Source organism: Pseudomonas sp. IT-93MI4 (assembly GCF_949767635.1).
GTDB classification, from domain to species: Bacteria; Pseudomonadota; Gammaproteobacteria; order Pseudomonadales; family Pseudomonadaceae; genus Aquipseudomonas; species Aquipseudomonas putida_A.
Window position 1 is genome coordinate 565,278 of record NZ_CATKPP010000022.1, and the last position, 17,757, is coordinate 583,034.

The window sequence follows — 17,757 nt, forward strand, 5'->3', positions numbered from 1 at the left end:
GGGAATAGGCGAGGACCGATGACAAAGGCAAAAACAGGCAAATCGGCGGAAGGGTCGCGCAGTCGCTCGCAGATCATCGTGCTGTTCATCGCACTGATCGTGTTCATCATGCTGCTGTTCGCCAACTTCGCCTACCTCAACACCCAGGCCAACTACGACAAGCAGTACATCGGCCACGCCGGTGAGCTGCGCGTGCTGTCGCAACGCATCGCCAAGAACGCCACCGAAGCGGCTGCCGGGAAGTCGGCAGCGTTCAAGCTGCTGAGCGATGCGCGCAACGATTTTGCCCAGCGCTGGGGTTACCTGAAGAAGGGCGATCCGGCCACCGGCCTGCCGCCCGCGCCGGCCACCGTGCGCCCGGAAATGCGCGCGGTGCAGCTGGATTGGGAACGCCTGCTGAAAAACACCGACGCGATTCTCTCCAGCGAGCAGACCGTGCTCTCGCTGCATCAAGTCGCCGCGACCTTGGCCGAAACCGTGCCGCAGTTGCAGATCGAATACGAAAAAGTCGTCGAGATCCTTCTGCAACGCGGCGCCCCGGCAGCGCAGGTGGCGATGGCCCAGCGTCAATCGCTGCTGGCCGAACGCATCCTTGGCGCGGTCAACACCGTACTGGCCGGCGACGAGAATTCGCAGCAGGCTGCCGATGCGTTTGGCCGCGACGCCACCCGTTTCGGCCAGGTGCTCAACGGCATGTTGCAGGGCAACCCGGCGCTGAAAGTCAGCCAGGTCGAAGACCGTGATGCCCGTGCGCGGCTGAGTGAAATTTCCGAGCTGTTCCAGTTCGTCTCCGGCTCCGTGGATGAAATCCTCGAAACCTCGCCGGAGCTGTTCAAGGTCCGGGAGTCGGCGAGCAATATCTTCAGCCTGTCGCAGACCATGCTCGACGAAGCCTCACACCTCGCCAGCGGTTTCGAAAACCTTGCCGTCGGGCGCAACACCGACACCATTGGCGGCTACGTGCTGGGCTTGCTGGCGCTGGCTTCGATCATCCTGATCGGCATGGTCATGGTTCGTGAAACCAACCGCCAGTTACGCGAGACCGCCGAGAAGAACGAACGCAATCAGAACGCGATCATGCGCCTGCTCGATGAGATCGAAGACCTCGCCGACGGTGACCTGACCGTGACCGCCTCGGTGACCGAAGACTTCACCGGGACCATCGCCGATTCGATCAACTACTCGGTCGATCAACTGCGCGATCTGGTCGCCACCATCAACCTCACCGCCGGCCAGGTCGCCGCCGCCGTGCAGGAAACCCAGGCCACCGCCATGCACCTGGCCCAGGCCTCGGAGCATCAGGCGCAGCAGATTTCCGAAGCCTCGACCGCGATCAGCGACATGGCTCAGTCGATCGATCAGGTCTCGGCCAACGCCGCTGAATCCTCGGCGGTGGCCGAGCGTTCGGTGGAAATCGCCAACAAGGGCAACGAGGTGGTGCACAACACCATCCACGGCATGGACAACATTCGTGAACAGATTCAGGACACCGCCAAGCGCATCAAGCGTCTGGGCGAGTCGTCGCAGGAAATCGGCGATATCGTCAGCCTGATCGATGACATCGCCGACCAGACCAACATCCTCGCGCTCAACGCGGCGATTCAGGCCTCGATGGCCGGGGATGCCGGACGCGGTTTTGCCGTGGTCGCTGACGAAGTGCAGAGGCTGGCCGAACGTTCGTCCGCCGCCACCCGGCAGATCGAAACCCTGGTGCGGGCGATTCAGACCGACACCAACGAAGCGGTGATTTCCATGGAGCAGACCACCACCGAAGTGGTGCGCGGCGCGCGACTGGCGCAGGATGCCGGAGTGGCACTGGAAGAAATCGAAGGCGTTTCGAAAACCCTCGCCGCGTTGATTCAAAGCATCTCCAACGCGGCACAGCAGCAGACCTCGTCGGCCGGGCAAATCTCGCTGACGATGAACGTGATCCAGCAGATCACCTCGCAGACTTCGTCTGGCTCGACCGCCACCGCCGAGAGCATCGGCAACCTGGCGAAGATGGCCAGTCAGCTGCGCCGTTCGGTATCCGGTTTCACCTTGCCGTCGGCGTCCGCGACGGACAAGGCGTGAGTGGAGTGGTTATGGGTGACCGGCACGACTACGTGGCCCTCGAATGGGTCAAGGGTGAAATTGCCGAAACGCTGAGGCAGGCGCATCAGGCGATTGAAACCGTGCTCGATGACCCGCAGGCCACGCCGGGGCTGGATGAGTGTCTGGCCTATATCCATCAGGTGCACGGCAGTTTGCAGATGGTCGAGTTCTACGGCGCGGCGTTGCTCGCCGAAGAAATGGAGCATCTGGTCGAAGCCTTGCAGCACGGGCGCGTCGCCCATCGCGACGAAGCCCTGCACTTGCTGCTGCAAGCCCTCGGGCAATTGCCGATTTACCTTGATCGGGTGCAGAGCGCCCGCCGCGACCTGCCGCTGGTGGTGCTGCCGCTGATCAACGATCTGCGCAGTGCGCGCGGCGACAGCCTGCTCTCGGAAACCAGCCTGTTCAGCCCGCCACTGCCGGACTTGCCGCCGTTGAGCGCAGAAGCGCTGGCCGCGCTGGAGCCGGCCGAGTGGCCCAACATGCTGCGCAAGTTGCGCCAGATGCTGCAAATGGCGCTGGTCGGTTTGCTGCGCGAGCAGGATGACCAGACCCACCTCGAATACCTGGCGAAAGTCTTCCAGCGCCTCGAAGCGCTCAGCGCCGATGCGCCCCTGAGCCCGCTGTGGCAGGTCGCTTCAGCGCTGGTCGAAGGCATGCGCGAAGGCGCCATCGCCAACAGTCCGGCGCTGCGCAGCCTGTTCAAGGACGCCGACAAGGAACTCAAGCGCCTGCTCGAACAAGGCCCGCGCGGCCTCAATCAGCCGCCCCCGCCGGAGTTGCTGAAAAGCCTGCTGTTCTATATTGCCAAAGCCGAACATCCCACCGGGCAGATGCTGACCATGAAAGATCGCTACTCCCTGGACGACGCGTTGCCCGACAGCGCGATGGTCGACGAAGAACGCGCGCGTCTGGCCGGCCCCGACCGCGATGCGATGCGTTCGGTGCTGGCGGCGCTGTGCGAAGAGCTGGTGCGGGTCAAGGAGCGTCTCGACCTGTTCGTGCGCAGCGACCGTCAACACACCTCCGATCTGGAGAGCCTGCTGGCGCCGTTGCGACAGATCGCCGACACCCTCGCGGTGCTCGGTTTCGGCCAGCCGCGCAAAGTCATCATCGATCAACTGGCGGTGGTGCTCAGCCTCGCTCAGGGCCAGCGCGAGCCGAATGACGCGACCCTGATGGACGTTGCCGGCGCGCTGCTTTACGTCGAAGCCAACCTCGCCGGAATGGTCGGCACCGTCGAGCCGGAAAGCCCCGAAGACGCGCGCCTGCCGACCACCGACCTGACACAGATCCATCAGATCGTGATCAAGGAAGCACGCATCTGCCTGCAACAGGCCAAGGACATGATCGTCGATTACATCGACGCCGACTGGGATCGCCAGCAACTGCAACCGTTGCCGGAACTGCTGACCCAGGTGCGCGGCGCGCTGGCGATGATTCCGTTGAGCCGGGCGGCGAGTCTGGTCGAAGCCTGCAACAGCTTCATTCGCGAGCATTTGCTGCTCGATCCGCACGAGCCGGGCTGGCAGCAACTGGATCATCTCGCCGACGTCATCACCAGCCTCGAGTATTACCTCGAACGCCTGAGCGACGACCCGCAGGCGCCGAATGAACAACTGCTGGATGTCGCACAAAAGAGCCTCGCCAGCCTCGGTTTCTTTCCACACGAACCGCACGTACCGCTGCTCGACGAGGTGCTCAGCCCCAGCGAAGCGCTGGTGATGCAGGACCTGCAAGCGCTGGATGACCCCGAGACCGTGCAGTCGCTGGCCGATGTGCTGGCCAGCCCGGTGTCAGCGGTCAACCCGCCGGCCTTGATCACGCCCGGCAGCCTGATGCCACCACCGGCCGATGAAGAACCGGTGGACGATGAACTGCGCGAAGTGTTCCTCGAAGAGACCGACGAGGTACTTGAGGTTCTGCACGAATACCTGCCGCGCTGGACGGCCGACACTCATGACCGCGCCGCCCTGACCGAACTGCGCCGCGCCTTTCACACCTTGAAGGGCAGCGGGCGCATGGTGCGCGCGTTGATCCTTGGCGAGCTGGCCTGGGCGGTGGAAAACCTGCTCAACCGCGTGCTGGAACACTGCGTCGAACCTGGCGCGCAGGTGCAGCAGTTGCTCACCGACACCGTGTTGCTGCTGCCGGAACTGATCAGCGAATTCGCCACGCACCGCCAGCGTCAGCGCAGCGATGTCGATCAACTGGCGGCCCGCGCGCATGCGCTGGCCAAAGGCGTCGAGCCGCTGGCAGCCGAAGACGTCGCCGACGTGGCGGCCCTCGATCCGCTGTTGCTGGAAATCTTCCGCAACGAAGCCGAGACCCACCTCGCCAGCCTCAACCGCTTCCTCGATCAGGCTGCCGAGCATGTGCCGCTGCCGGCCAGCGACGAATTGCAGCGCGCCTTGCACACGCTCAAGGGCAGTGCGTCGATGGCCGGCGTGTTGCCGATTGCCGAACTGGCCACGCCGCTGGATAAACTGGCGCGCGAGTTCAAGGCGCATCAGTTGCCGCTGGATCTCGATGAAGTGGAATTGCTCCTTGAAGCCGAAGGCCTTTTCCGCGTCGGTCTGCGCCAGCTCAAGCACGATCCGCTGGCACCGATTGTCGGTGCGCAGTCGCTGATCAAACGCACCGAAACGCTGCTGGCCGAACGCCTGGAGGCGATCCTCAACGCGCCGAACACCGGCCTGCGGATCAAGCGCGATCCGCAACTGATCAACAACTTCCTCGCTCAAGGCATGGACATCCTGCTCGACGCCGAAAGCCTGTTACAGCGCTGGCAGCAACACCCCGGCGAGCGTCAGGAACTCAGCGCGCTGCTGGACGAACTCACTACTCTGGGCGAAGGCGCACACCTCGCCGATCTGCTGCCGGTGGACGTGCTCTGCGAAGCCTTGCTCGACCTCTATGGCGCCGTCGAAGAAAGCAGCCTGGCGGTCAGCGACAGGTTTTTCCACGAAGCGCAGAACGCCCATGAAGCGCTGATCAACATGCTCGACGAACTGGCCGCCGGACAGGAAATCACCCCACAGCCGCAGCGCATTCGCGCCCTGCACGAACTGCTCGATGAAAGCCTCGACCCGGCAGCGATGGGGCTGATTCGCAGCGACGGCAGCCGCACCTTGAGCATCAGCGAACTGGGCGCCGCGACCGCCGAACTCGCCCACGCCAATGCCGAGACCGCACCGGACGACGAGATCGTCGAGATCTTCCTCGAAGAAGCGGTGGATATTCTCGACAGTGCCGGGCAAGCCCTGCAGCGCTGGTTGAGCGACCCGGACAACGCTGCGCCGCTGTCGTCGTTGCAGCGCGATCTGCACACCCTCAAGGGTGGCGCGCGGATGGCCGAGGTCGACGCCATCGGCGATCTGGCCCATGAGCTGGAAAGTCTTTACGAAGGTCTGGTGGATCGTCGCCACAGCTACAGCGAGCTGCTCGGACGCTTGCTGCACAAGAGCCACGACCGCTTGGCCCAGTTGCTTGAACAGTTGCACAACCATCAGCCACTGACCCCGGCGCAAGACCTGATCGAAGCGATCCGCCAGTTCCGTCAGGGCCAGTCCGGCAGTGCCGAGACGGCGCAGCCGACGGCTGTACCCGACAGCGCAGCGCATGATCCGGAACTGCTGGAAATCTTCCTCGAAGAAGGTTTCGACATCATCGAAAGCTCCGGCGCGGCGTTGCTGCGCTGGCAGGCCGAGCCGGGCAATCGCCAGGAAGTGGAAACCCTGCTGCGCGATCTGCACACCCTCAAGGGCGGTGCGCGGATGGTCGAGATCGGCCCGATCGGCGACCTCGCCCATGAGTTGGAATACCTTTACGAAAGCCTCGCTACCGGCGTGCTGCAACCCTCCGCCGAACTGTTCGCGCTGGTGCAGCGCGGGCATGACCGGCTGGCGCAGATGCTCGATGGCGTACGCGCCGGGCAGCCATGCCCGCCGGCGGATCGGCTGATCAACGCGATCCAGAATTTCAGCCACCCGGCGACTCCTGACACACCGCCGCCGTTGCCGCTTCCGGCCAAGACCGAGCCTGCGGCACCCGCCGTTGATGCCGGCGCGGACATGGTCAAGGTCTCCGCCGAACTGCTCGATGAACTGGTCAATCTGGCCGGGGAAACCTCGATTTTCCGTGGGCGTATCGAGCAGCAAGTCAGCGATGCGCAAACTGCGCTGAACGAGATGGAAACCACCATCGAGCGCATGCGCGATCAGTTGCGCCGGCTCGACACCGAAACCCAGGGACGGATTCTCAGCCGTCAGCAAGTCGATGCCGAACGCCTCGGTTACGAAGAGTTCGACCCGCTGGAAATGGACCGCCATTCGCAGTTGCAGCAACTGTCGCGGGCGCTGTTCGAGTCCGCCTCCGACCTGCTCGATCTCAAGGAAACCCTCGAGCGTCGCAACCACGACGCCGAGAACCTGTTGCAGCAACAGGGGCGGATCAATACCGAATTGCAGGAAGGCCTGATGCGCACGCGCATGGTGCCGTTCGAGCGGATGCTGCCGCGCCTGAAACGCATCGTGCGGCAGGTCGCCGAAGAGCTGAACAAGGACGTCGCGTTCATCATCGGCAACGCCGAAGGCGAGATGGATCGCAACGTGCTGGAGCGCATGGCCGCGCCGCTGGAACACATGCTGCGCAACGCCGTCGACCACGGGTTGGAGTCGGCCGAAGTGCGGCTGGCGGCGGGCAAACCGGCGCAAGGCACGATCACCCTGGACCTGACCCGCGAGGGTGGCGACATCGTTTTCGATATTCGCGACGACGGCGCCGGGGTGCCGCTGGAAGCGGTGCGGCGCAAAGCGATCAAGCGCGGCCTGCTGGCACCGGACGCCGAAATAAGCGACCGCGACGTGCTGCAGTTCATCCTGCAGCCGGGATTCTCCACGGCGGAAAAGATCACCCAGATTTCCGGGCGCGGCGTCGGCATGGACGTGGTTCACGAAGAAGTCCGTCAGCTCGGCGGCACCATGAGCATCGACTCGGTGCCGGGGCAGGGCGTGCACTTCCGCATTCGTCTGCCGTTCACCGTGTCGGTCAACCGCGCGCTGATGGTGCAGTGCGGCGAGGATCAATACGCGATTCCGCTGAATACCATCGAAGGCATCGTGCGCGTGTTGCCGAATGATCTGGAAGCGCACTACCGCAACGATCCGCCGAGCTATCACTACGCCGGTCAGCGCTACGAACTGTGCTATCTGGGCGAGCTGCTGAAAACCGCGCCACGGCCGAAACTGCTCGGCCAGAGCCTGCCGTTGCCGGTGCTTCTGGTGCAGTGCAATGACCGGCACATTGCGGTGCAGGTCGATGCGATGGCCGGCACTCGCGAGATCGTGGTCAAGAGCCTCGGCCCGCAGTTTGCGGCGGTGCAGGGCGTGTCCGGGGCGACGATTCTTGGCGATGGCCGGGTGGTGCTGATTCTTGATTTGCTCGCACCGATCCGCGCGATGCAGGCGCGGGTTGCGCAGCGTCCGGCGCAGGCGGAAATCGACAGCGAACCGCAGAAGCCGTTGCTGGTGCTGGTGGTCGACGACTCGGTGACCGTACGCAAGGTCACCAGCCGTTTACTCGAACGTCACGGCATGAACGTGCTGACCGCCAAGGACGGTGTCGACGCGATGTTGCTGCTTGAAGAACACATGCCCGACCTGATGCTGCTCGACATCGAAATGCCGCGCATGGACGGCTTCGAAGTCGCCACTCAGGTGCGCAACGATGAACGCCTGCAACACCTGCCGATCATCATGATCACCTCGCGCACCGGGCAGAAACACCGCGACCGCGCGATGGCCATCGGCGTCAACGACTACCTCGGCAAGCCGTATCAGGAATCGGTGCTGCTCGAAAGCATTGCCCACTGGAGCAAGAAACATGCATGAGCGCCGCCACAACGCGCGCACCAGCCAACTCACCGGCCTGCTGCTGCCGTTGGCCGATCGCAACCTGATCCTGCCCAACGTCGCCGTCGCCGAGCTGATCGACTATCAGGCCAGCGCCTTCGACCTCGACACACCGCCGTGGTACCTGGGGCGGGTGAGCTGGCGTGAGCGGCAGATTCCGCTGCTGAGTTTCGAGTCGGCCTGCGGGCAGAAAATCGTCATCGGCGAACGCGCGCGGATCGTCATCCTCAACGCCCTCGGCGGCTTGCCGCAGCTGAAATTCATTGCGCTGCTGGTGCAGGGGATCCCGCGTTCGTACAAGCTCGACAGTCAGTTGAGTTATGTCGATGTGCCGTTGTGTGCGCTGGAGCAGGCGGCGGTGCAGGTCGGGGAACAGGTGGCGAAAGTCCCGGATTTGTTGGGGTTGGAGCAGTTGTTGGTGGAGGCTGGGTTGGTTCACTGATCCAGCCTTTGTGCTGCTCTGACTGGCCTCTTCGCGAGCAGGCTCGCTCCCACATTGAATCTTCAGTGAACACAGATTTTGGACACGACACAGATCCCCTGTGGGAGCGAGCCTGCTCGCGAAGGCGCCAGTCGCTTCACCCGATTCCTACAAATAAAGTCCGATTTCTGTAGCGCAATAAACACTTTCCAGCACAGCTGTTTAAAGACACTCAGTGTTACGCCTCACCGGCCTACAAATCCTTGCGCCGCTGCCTACGCATGCACCAGAATCCGCCGGCTTGTGCGCCCTCGGCAGGCTGCGTAACTTGATTGCGTCACTGATTCCCAGTGATCGGGTTTAGCAGCCCGGCTTTGTCCTTTCCCCGGTGCACGAGATTCATCCAGTCAGGCATTCGCCTGCGCTTGATGGTGGCTGTGCGCATGGCACCTTCGGGTGCGCCGGGTTGGGGATTGACCGGTCTGCTAACTTGCGCATAGCCGCCACCCTATCGTTTAGCAGCGGGATGGTGCGGCCTAATAGAGGTTTATCCCCATGTTCAAAGTAACGCCAAACCCGCCGGTCACCGACACGGCATCCCCTTACGAAGCCCCCGAATCAAAGAAATTCCACGAAGCCGCCGAACGCGCGCTCGACCATTACCTCGGCCCGCCAAAACCCGACCTCATGGCCACGCCCTACACCCCCAACACGCTGTATATGGCCAACCCCGACGCCGACAGCGAATCCCTGCTGGCCGACGCCAGCGAATCCCTCGGCTCGGCCACCGTCATGCTCAACAACCATGCAGCGCTGGTGCAAAGCACGCACCGCAAGACCCTGCAGGGTATTGCTCAAGTAGTGATGGTGGCGGAGATGGCGGTCAACCGTGTGTTGGACAGGTTGGTGCCGACTGACTGATAAATGCGTCGAGTCAGGCGACGCCATCGCGAGCAGGCTCTCTCCTACAGTGGATCTATGGCGCACAAAAATTGTGCGTTCACTAAGAATCCCATGTGGGAGCGAGCCTGCTCGCGAAGAGGCCGTCATGTGCGCTGCACATTTTGCAGCTGTCACATCGAGTGTCTTGATGCATAAAGCTCTGGTTGGGGGTGCCGATAAGATGGAGCCAGTAGGGGAAGGAGTGATATTTAAGTGATGCTTTTGGTCAGTAATGCAATGGATTGGTTTTTGGCGGTATACAACGAGACGCCGTTTGGCGGCGTACTTCTGTGCTGGGCGGCAGTAGCAATTATCACCGCAGTGGTGCTCTCTATGAATCGCTCGGTCATCGGGCAAGTAATAGGTTTCGGCGTTTCGATGATAGGAGCGGTTTGGATTCTGACGTATATGGACCTTTCGACATTTTACGGATTGGAGCGCCGGTCGAAGGAGATCATCAAAAACCTCGTCATCATGAGTCTTGGAGGGGTAAGTTCAGCGCTTTTGGTGTCCGCAATGCTCACTAAACCCAAACGAAAGGTTGAGCTAAGGCAGCGTGCGTTTGTTCGGCATCACCTGATGAAGGCATTTCAAATCTTATTTTGGTTCGGTGTTATCGAGAGCCTTTTGATGTTGGTTCTGAGTTCAGGATTAGCACTCTTCGCACAGCCCGTGGCGACCAAGGGACAGTTCACTGGTTTTCTGGTGAGTATCGTGTTGGCAGGTATGGGGCTTGGGGCTGCAGAGCTAGGAAAGGGCTGGAACAAATGGGAGGGCATGTCGCTGCTGATAGTCTTGGGCTTACTGTCATTGCTGACTGCGGTGTTCTTTCAATCCCTCGCGGGCGTCTGGCATTTTTCGCCGTCTTTAGTCGCAGTAACTTTCGCAGTGTTGTTAGTGCCTCAGCTAATCATCAGCTTATGGGAGTGGAAGTTGAATCGGAGTCGGAGTCGAACTCCGCCGTTATAGTGTCCGTTACGCTCAGCGTAACGATTCACCGCCGCGCTTGATTGATGCCCCCACCCCACACGCCTAACGTAGCTCCACGACAGCGAACCCCGTGGAGTGAGCATGACAACAACAATTTCCCCCGACTCGCGCTGGACGCGGCGGCGTGACGAGAAGCAGCGGCGTCTCGACAAGGTGCGCGGGCTGGCCGACGGTGTGGTGTTGCCCAGCGACAAGATCGTCGCCGCGCTCGAAGCGCTAATCCATCCCGGCGACCGGGTGGTGCTGGAGGGCAACAATCAGAAACAGGCGGATTTCCTTTCCCGTTCGCTGGCCAAGGCTGACCCGGCCAAGCTGCATGATCTGCACATGATCATGCCCAGCGTCGGTCGCTCCGAGCATCTGGATCTGTTCGAACGCGGCATCGCCCGCAAGCTCGATTTCTCCTTTGCCGGCACCCAGAGTCTGCGCATCAGCCAGTTGCTCGAAGACGGCCTGCTGGAAATCGGCGCGATTCACACTTACATCGAACTCTACGCGCGGCTGGTGGTGGACCTGATCCCCAATGTCGTGCTCTCGGCCGGGTTCATGGCCGACCGCGCCGGCAACATCTACACCGGCCCCAGCACTGAAGACACCCCGGCACTGATCGAACCGGCCGCGTTCAGCGACGGCATCGTCATTGTCCAGGTCAACCAGTTGGTCGACGACGTCAGCGAACTGCCGCGCGTCGACATCCCGGCGTCATGGGTCGATTTCGTCGTGGTGGCCGACAAGCCGTTCTATATCGAACCGCTGTTCACCCGCGACCCACGGCACATCAAACCGGTGCACGTGTTGATGGCGATGATGGCGATTCGCGGGATCTACGAAAAACACAACGTGCAGTCGCTGAACCACGGCATCGGTTTCAACACCGCTGCCATTGAGTTGATCCTGCCGACCTACGGCGAATCCCTCGGCCTCAAAGGCAAGATCTGCCGCAACTGGACGCTCAACCCGCACCCGACCCTGATCCCGGCGATCGAGAGCGGTTGGGTCGAGAGCGTGCATTGCTTCGGCACCGAACTGGGCATGGAAAACTACATCGCCGCGCGCCCGGACGTGTTCTTCACCGGGCGCGACGGCTCGCTGCGTTCCAACCGGATGTTCTGCCAACTCGCCGGGCAGTATGCGGTGGATCTGTTTATCGGCGCGACGTTGCAGGTCGATGGCGACGGCCATTCCTCGACCGTGACCCGTGGTCGCCTCGCCGGTTTCGGCGGTGCGCCGAACATGGGCCACGACCCGCGCGGTCGCCGTCACGGCACCCCGGCTTGGCTCGACATGCGCCACGACGATTCACAGCAACCGATGCTCGAACGCGGCAAGAAACTCGTGGTGCAAATGGTCGAGACGTTCCAGGAGGGCGGCAAACCGACCTTCGTCGAAACCCTCGACGCGGTGGAAGTGGCGAAGAAAAGCGGCATGCCGCTGGCGCCGATCATGATTTACGGCGACGACGTCACCCACCTGCTCACCGAGGAAGGCATCGCCTACCTGTACAAGGCGCGCTCGCTGGAAGAGCGTCAGGCGATGATCGCCGCGGTGGCCGGCGTCACCGCCATCGGCCTGCGCCACAACCCGAAAGACACCGAACGCATGCGCCGCGAAGGCCTGATCGCCTTGCCCGAAGACCTCGGTATCCGCCGCACCGACGCCACCCGCGAACTGCTGGCGGCGAAAAGCGTTGCCGATCTGGTCGAGTGGTCCGGCGGCCTGTACAACCCGCCCGCCAAGTTCAGGAGCTGGTGATGCACGCACTCAACCTGCAAGCGAAACCCCTGAGCCTGAGCGAACGCCTGGCCGATCTGGCGGTGGATGCGCTGATCGACGAAGCCGATCTGTCGCCGAAACCGGCGCTGGTCGACCGGAGGGGCAATGGCGCGCACACCGATCTGCACCTGGGCCTGATGCACGCTTCGGCGTTGTCGTTGTGGCCGGCGTTCAAGGAGATGGCTGAAGCAGCAGTTGAAATCGGCGCAGTCGATTCAACGTTGCGCGAAGCGATTGGTCGCATCGGTCGCGAAGGCGAGCAAGCGATGCTCGCGACCACCAACGGTGTGAATACTCATCGCGGGGCGATCTGGGCCTTGGGCCTGTTGATCACCGCCGCTGCACTGGAACCAAAATCCTCCAGCGCCAACGCCGTCACCCTGTGCGCCGCACGTCTGGCCTTACTGGATGATCGCTACGCACCAAAACCGCTGAGCCACGGCGCACAAGTCGCCCTGCGTTACGGCGCACGCGGTGCCCGTGAGGAAGCGCAACTCGGTTTCCCGTCAGTGCTGCAACGTGGTCTGCCGCAACTCAAACGCAGCCGCGGCAGCGGCCACGGCGAACAGAACGCCCGGCTCGACGCGCTGCTGGCGATCATGACCGATCTGGCCGACACCTGCGTGCTCTACCGTGCCGGTGAACAAGGCCTGCACGCCATGCAACAAGGCGCGCAAGCGGTGCTCGATGCCGGCGGCAGCGCCAGCCTCGGCGGGCGTCGGCGCCTGCACGCACTGGATCAACAACTCATCGCATTGAATGCCTCGCCCGGTGGCGCCGCCGACTTGCTCGCCGCCACGCTGCTGCTCGATCGAATCGAGCGCGACGGCATCCTTCAGGGAGCGTTTTGATGGAAACCTTATCCTTTGAATTCCCCGCCGGGCAGCCGCCACGCGGGCGCGCGCTGGTCGGTTGTGTCGGCTCGGGCGATCTGGAAGTGCTGATCGAACCGGGGCTGGCCGGCAAGCTGACGATCAATGTGCAGACCTCGGTCAACGGTGCGCAGCAGCGCTGGCAACATCTGTTTGCGCGGATGTTCGACGGCTCCACGCCACCGGCGATGGCCATCGATATCCACGATTTCGGCGCTACGCCGGGTGTGGTGCGTTTGCGTCTGGAACAAGGTTTCGAGGAGATCGGCCATGACTGACAGCGCAGCGCTGTTGCACAAGCACAGCTTCGTCGAACTCGGTGCGCGGCAACGGGCGAAAGCCTTGCTCGATGCCGGGACCTTCCGCGAATTGCTCGACCCGTTTCAACGGGTCATGTCGCCATGGCTTGAACGTCAGGGCGTGGTGCCACAAGCCGATGACGGCGTGGTGATCGCCAAGGGCAGCGTCGACGGTTTGCCGGTGGTGATCGCCGCGATTGAAGGCGCGTTTCAGGGCGGCAGCCTCGGCGAAGTCGGCGGAGCGAAGATTGCCGGCGCGCTGGAACTGGCCGCCGAAGACAACCGTAAAGGCATCCCGACTCGCGCCATTCTGCTGCTGGAAACCGGTGGCGTGCGATTGCAGGAAGCCAACCTCGGGCTGGCGGCGATTGCCGATATTCATGCGGCGATTGTCGATTTGCAGCAGTACCAACCGGTGGTCGGTGTGGTCGCGGGCAGCGTGGGTTGTTTCGGCGGCATGTCGATTGCCGCTGCGCTGTGCAGTTATTTGCTGGTGACCCAGGAAGCGCGCCTCGGCCTCAACGGCCCGCAGGTGATCGAGCAGGAAGCCGGGATCGAGGAATACGACTCCCGCGACCGGCCCTTCATCTGGAGCCTGACTGGTGGCGAGCAGCGTTTTGCCAGCGGGCTGGTAAATCGTTATGTCGCCGATGATGTGGCACAGATTCGTCAGCAGGTCGGCGAATTACTGCAGCAAGGATTGCCGACGCAACCGCGCAGTCAGGGTGCCGAGTGGTTCCTGCAACGTCTGGCCAGCCTCGACACTGACAAGCAAATCGAGCCTTCGGTGGTTCGCGATCTGTATCAAGGAGGGCGCTCATGAGTAGCTATTCCGTGCGCGGTTTGAACTGGTTTAACGCGTTGAGCGCTGGCGCTGTAGAGGTCGAAGGTTTGCCGTCATCGTTGAAGGTCGCCGATGGCGAACTTGGACGCTTTATTGCGGTGGTCGCTGACCCCGACAACCGTTTCCCACGGGCTCGCAACGGCGAAGTCGGATTGCTCGAAGGCTGGGGGCTGGCCAAGGCTGTGGATGACGTGATCACGGCTGATCGCGATAAAGCGCAGAAGCGCCCGATCATCGCCATCGTCGATGTCCCGAGCCAGGCTTACGGTCGTCGCGAAGAAGCCCTCGGCATTCATCAGGCCCTGGCCGGTGCGGCGGACAGTTATGCCCGCGCCCGTCTGGCCGGGCATCCGGTGATTGCGCTGCTGGTGGGCAAGGCCATGTCAGGGGCGTTTCTTGCTCATGGTTATCAGGCCAACCGTTTGATTGCCCTGCGCGATCCCGGGGTGATGGTGCATGCGATGGGCAAGGCCTCGGCGGCGCGAGTGACGCTGCGCAGTGTCGAGGAACTGGAAGCACTGGCCGCCAGCGTGCCGCCAATGGCCTACGACATCGACAGCTATGCCAGCCTCGGATTGCTCTGGGAAACCCTCTCGGTGCAGCAGATCGAGCAGCCGACGACGGAGGATCTGGCGCGGGTGACCGAATGCCTGAAACAGGCCATCGACGATATCTCCAGCACTGACTTGCGCAAGCGTCTCGGCGCGAAAAATCGTGAGGCATCCAGTCGCGTGCGTGAACTGCTGAGGGCGCAGTGGTGAACCTGCCACTGGCCCACGACCTGCTGTGGGGCATGACCCCGGCGCAGCTGCCGGCGGATGCGCCGCAGTGGGCGATCGAGTCGCTGGCTGCCGGGCAACCGGTGGTGGTGCGGCGGGCGGTGAGCGCTGAAGGTTTGATCGCGGTGGGCGTGCGCGGTGTGTTGCGTGAGCAGCGGCTGGCGGCGTTCATGGCGCTTGAGGCGGTTGTGCGTCGGGTCAGTCCGGAGGCGCTGTGTCATGTCGATTGCGAGCGTGATTTACCTGTGATGCAGGCACTCAAACAACTGCGCCCAATGCTTGATGACTGCGGTTGGGTCTGGGGTATCAGCGGCAGTGTCGGGTTCGAGTTGGCCAGTGGTTTTACTGCGATGCATGAGGCCAGTGACCTCGATCTGATTCTGCGTACCCCGCAGCTGATTACTCGCAATCAGGCACGCAAACTGGTCGAGCTCTTTGATCAAGCCGTGTGCCGGGTCGACATGCAGTTGCAGACGCCGTTCGGTGCAGTCGCGTTGCGCGAATGGGCCGGCGGGGCTGCACGGGTGCTGTTGAAAAACGCCCATCAAGCGTGTCTGGTGGCTGATCCGTGGAACCCGCAGGAGCAGGCAGCGTGAGCAGCCTGTTGGTGTTCCCCGGCCAGGGCGCGCAGCAACCGGGCATGCTCCAGCGTTTGCCTCGGGAGACCTTGACCGAGGCCAGCGAGGTGCTCGGTGAAGATGTCGCGCGGCTCGATTCTGCCGATGCGTTGCGCAGCACCCGGGCGGTTCAGCTGTGCCTGTTGATCGCCGGGGTCGCTGCTTCGCGGCAGTTGCTGCAGGACGGACTCACGGCGGATTACGTCGCCGGCCTGTCCATCGGTGCGTACCCGGCAGCGGTGGTCGCCGGGGCCTTGAGCTTCAGCGATGCGCTGCATCTGGTCAGCCTGCGTGGCGAGTTGATGCAGCAGGCTTATCCACAGGGCTATGGCATGACCGCGATCATCGGTCTGCAATTATCCACCGTCGAAACGCTGCTGGCGCAGGTGCACAGCGCGGAGTCGCCGGTGTATCTGGCCAACATCAATGCCGATAACCAGGTGGTGATTGCCGGCAGCGACAAGGCGATGCAAGCGGTGGCGGAACTGGCGCGCAGTCGTGGCGCCGGTCTGGCGAAACGCCTGGCGGTGAGCGTGCCGTCGCACTGTCCGTTGCTGGATCAGCCTGCGCGAATCCTCGCCGAGGCCTTCGCCAAAGTGGAACTGCAAATCCCGAAAATCGCTTACCTGAGTGGCAGTCGCGCGCGTCCGCTGGTCAAGCCAGATGCCTTGCGTGATGACCTCGCTTTCAACATGTGCCGCGTGGTGGACTGGCGCGGCACCGTGCAAAGCGCTTACGAGCGCGGCGTACGTTTACAAATCGAACTGCCGCCCGGTGCGGTGCTGACCGGGCTGGCGCGCCGGGTGTTCGAATCGGGCACGGTCACTGCCTTTGACAGTGCGCGTCTGGACACCTTGCAGGCGCTATTGCGAGAGGAGGGTGGCCGCCGACCCTAAACCGCCGCGACTCAGGCTTCGAACAACAAAAACAACATTCGACGATGCACTTTGAGGACTACAACAATGATTATTTACGGTGTGGCGCTGCTGGCGATCTGTACGCTGGCAGGGGTGATCATGGGTGACATGCTTGGCGTGTTGCTGGGTGTCAAATCCAACGTCGGCGGGGTCGGCATCGCCATGATCCTGTTGATCTGCGCGCGGTTGTGGATGCAGAAACGCGGCGGCATGACCAAGGATTGCGAAATGGGCGTCGGCTTCTGGGGCGCGATGTACATTCCGGTGGTGGTGGCGATGGCCGCGCAACAGAACGTCGTCACCGCCCTGCACGGCGGCCCGGTGGCGGTGCTGGCGGCAATCGGTTCGGTGGTGGTGTGTGGTTGCACGATTGCCTTGATCAGCCGCACCCATAAAGGCGAACCGTTGCCCGACGAACCGGTGGAAGTCACTCCGGTCGGCACCCCGGTAGGAGGTCGCTGACATGTGGGCACTCATTGAAAACGGTCTGGAACACAACGGCCTGATCACCGCGTTCGCTTTCGTCGGCGTGATCATGTGGGTCTCGGTGATTCTCTCGAAACGCCTGACCTTCGGGCGCATTCACGGCTCGGCAATTGCCATCGTCATCGGTCTGGTGCTGGCCTGGGTCGGCGGCACCCTGACGGGTGGCCAGAAAGGCCTGGCGGATCTGACGCTGTTCTCCGGCATCGGCTTGATGGGCGGTGCAATGCTGCGTGATTTTGCGATCGTCGCCACCGCGTTCGAAGTGCAGGCGACCGAGGCGAAGAAGGCCGGGATGATTGGTGTGATTGCGCTGCTGCTCGGAACCATCCTGCCGTTCATTGTTGGCGCGTGCATGGCCTGGGCCTTCGGCTATCGCGATGCGGTGAGCATGACCACCATCGGCGCGGGCGCGGTGACCTACATCGTCGGCCCGGTGACCGGTGCAGCGATTGGCGCGACCTCGGATGTGATGGCGCTGTCGATTGCCACCGGGTTGATCAAGGCGATTCTGGTGATGGTCGGCACGCCGGTCGCGGCGCGCTGGATGGGCCTGGATAACCCGCGTTCGGCGATGGTGTTTGGTGGCCTGGCCGGGACGGTGAGTGGGGTGACGGCGGGGCTGGCGGCGACGGATCGGCGCTTGGTGCCTTATGGGGCGTTGACGGCGACGTTTCACACCGGGCTTGGCTGTTTGCTCGGGCCTTCTCTGTTGTTCTTCATTGTTCGCGGGATTGTTGGCTAGATACGGAATTTGAGTTGTCTGGGCTGACGCTTTCGCGAGCAGGCTCGCGCCCACAGGGAAATGCATTCC

14 protein-coding genes are annotated in these 17,757 nt (G+C 62.6%); all 14 read left to right on the forward strand.

The features are described 5' to 3' along the window. The first annotated feature begins 18 nt into the window (after positions 1-18). A complete protein-coding gene (locus tag ACM6I7_RS14430; RefSeq protein WP_414888771.1) occupies positions 19-2,073 on the forward strand; it encodes a methyl-accepting chemotaxis protein in 2,055 nt (684 codons plus the stop codon). A gap of 11 nt (positions 2,074-2,084) precedes the next feature. After that, complete coding sequence (locus tag ACM6I7_RS14435; RefSeq protein WP_414888772.1) at positions 2,085-7,985, forward strand: Hpt domain-containing protein; 5,901 nt, start codon at positions 2,085-2,087, stop codon at positions 7,983-7,985. Beyond that, entirely contained in the window at positions 7,978-8,448 is a 471-nt protein-coding gene (locus ACM6I7_RS14440) for a chemotaxis protein CheW (RefSeq protein WP_027610587.1), read from the forward strand. The genes ACM6I7_RS14435 and ACM6I7_RS14440 overlap by 8 nt, the downstream gene beginning before the upstream one ends. 534 nt (positions 8,449-8,982) lie before the next feature. Beyond that, entirely contained in the window at positions 8,983-9,348 is a 366-nt protein-coding gene (locus ACM6I7_RS14445) for a DUF6124 family protein (RefSeq protein ID WP_414888773.1), read from the forward strand. A 234-nt stretch (positions 9,349-9,582) separates the two neighbouring features. Beyond that, positions 9,583-10,338 (forward strand): hypothetical protein, encoded by a 756-nt coding sequence (locus tag ACM6I7_RS14450; RefSeq protein WP_146038512.1) that lies wholly within the window; start codon positions 9,583-9,585, stop codon positions 10,336-10,338. 102 nt (positions 10,339-10,440) lie between these two features. Beyond that, positions 10,441-12,111 (forward strand): malonate decarboxylase subunit alpha, encoded by a 1,671-nt coding sequence (mdcA, locus tag ACM6I7_RS14455; RefSeq protein ID WP_095137524.1) that lies wholly within the window; start codon positions 10,441-10,443, stop codon positions 12,109-12,111. Next, complete coding sequence (locus tag ACM6I7_RS14460) at positions 12,111-12,983, forward strand: triphosphoribosyl-dephospho-CoA synthase (RefSeq protein WP_414888774.1); 873 nt, start codon at positions 12,111-12,113, stop codon at positions 12,981-12,983. Before mdcA ends, ACM6I7_RS14460 begins: the two co-directional genes overlap by 1 nt. Next, entirely contained in the window at positions 12,983-13,282 is a 300-nt protein-coding gene (locus tag ACM6I7_RS14465; RefSeq protein WP_007964081.1) for a malonate decarboxylase subunit delta, read from the forward strand. The genes ACM6I7_RS14460 and ACM6I7_RS14465 overlap by 1 nt, the downstream gene beginning before the upstream one ends. Further along, on the forward strand, positions 13,275-14,126 hold the full coding sequence (locus ACM6I7_RS14470) for a biotin-independent malonate decarboxylase subunit beta (RefSeq protein WP_336838940.1): 852 nt from the start codon (positions 13,275-13,277) through the stop codon (positions 14,124-14,126). Before ACM6I7_RS14465 ends, ACM6I7_RS14470 begins: the two co-directional genes overlap by 8 nt. Next, positions 14,123-14,908: a biotin-independent malonate decarboxylase subunit gamma gene (gene mdcE, locus ACM6I7_RS14475; RefSeq protein WP_414888776.1), complete on the forward strand. Its 786-nt coding sequence runs from the start codon at positions 14,123-14,125 to the stop codon at positions 14,906-14,908. The genes ACM6I7_RS14470 and mdcE overlap by 4 nt, the downstream gene beginning before the upstream one ends. Further along, the gene (locus ACM6I7_RS14480; protein WP_414888777.1) at positions 14,902-15,522 is read left to right on the forward strand and encodes a malonate decarboxylase holo-ACP synthase; all 621 of its coding nucleotides are present in this window, start codon (positions 14,902-14,904) and stop codon (positions 15,520-15,522) included. The genes mdcE and ACM6I7_RS14480 overlap by 7 nt, the downstream gene beginning before the upstream one ends. Further along, positions 15,519-16,439, forward strand: a complete 921-nt coding sequence (mdcH, locus tag ACM6I7_RS14485; protein WP_414888778.1) for a malonate decarboxylase subunit epsilon — start codon at positions 15,519-15,521, stop codon at positions 16,437-16,439. The genes ACM6I7_RS14480 and mdcH overlap by 4 nt, the downstream gene beginning before the upstream one ends. A gap of 66 nt (positions 16,440-16,505) precedes the next feature. Beyond that, complete coding sequence (gene madL / locus ACM6I7_RS14490) at positions 16,506-16,922, forward strand: malonate transporter subunit MadL (RefSeq protein ID WP_003229065.1); 417 nt, start codon at positions 16,506-16,508, stop codon at positions 16,920-16,922. 1 nt (position 16,923) lies between these two features. Then, the gene (gene madM, locus ACM6I7_RS14495) at positions 16,924-17,688 is read left to right on the forward strand and encodes a malonate transporter subunit MadM (protein ID WP_115988712.1); all 765 of its coding nucleotides are present in this window, start codon (positions 16,924-16,926) and stop codon (positions 17,686-17,688) included. Positions 17,689-17,757 lie beyond the last annotated feature (69 nt).

What these genes read in the sequence shown, in the direction of transcription:
- ACM6I7_RS14430 (WP_414888771.1), top strand. Translation starts at nt 19, where the DNA reads ATGACAAAGGCAAAAACAGGCAAATCGGCGGAAGGGTCGCGCAGTCGC.
- ACM6I7_RS14435 (WP_414888772.1), top strand. Translation starts at nt 2,085, where the DNA reads ATGGGTGACCGGCACGACTACGTGGCCCTCGAATGGGTCAAGGGTGAA.
- ACM6I7_RS14440 (WP_027610587.1), top strand. Translation starts at nt 7,978, where the DNA reads ATGCATGAGCGCCGCCACAACGCGCGCACCAGCCAACTCACCGGCCTG.
- ACM6I7_RS14445 (WP_414888773.1), top strand. Translation starts at nt 8,983, where the DNA reads ATGTTCAAAGTAACGCCAAACCCGCCGGTCACCGACACGGCATCCCCT.
- mdcA (WP_095137524.1), top strand. Translation starts at nt 10,441, where the DNA reads ATGACAACAACAATTTCCCCCGACTCGCGCTGGACGCGGCGGCGTGAC.
- ACM6I7_RS14460 (WP_414888774.1), top strand. Translation starts at nt 12,111, where the DNA reads ATGCACGCACTCAACCTGCAAGCGAAACCCCTGAGCCTGAGCGAACGC.
- ACM6I7_RS14465 (WP_007964081.1), top strand. Translation starts at nt 12,983, where the DNA reads ATGGAAACCTTATCCTTTGAATTCCCCGCCGGGCAGCCGCCACGCGGG.
- ACM6I7_RS14470 (WP_336838940.1), top strand. Translation starts at nt 13,275, where the DNA reads ATGACTGACAGCGCAGCGCTGTTGCACAAGCACAGCTTCGTCGAACTC.
- mdcE (WP_414888776.1), top strand. Translation starts at nt 14,123, where the DNA reads ATGAGTAGCTATTCCGTGCGCGGTTTGAACTGGTTTAACGCGTTGAGC.
- madL (WP_003229065.1), top strand. Translation starts at nt 16,506, where the DNA reads ATGATTATTTACGGTGTGGCGCTGCTGGCGATCTGTACGCTGGCAGGG.
- madM (WP_115988712.1), top strand. Translation starts at nt 16,924, where the DNA reads ATGTGGGCACTCATTGAAAACGGTCTGGAACACAACGGCCTGATCACC.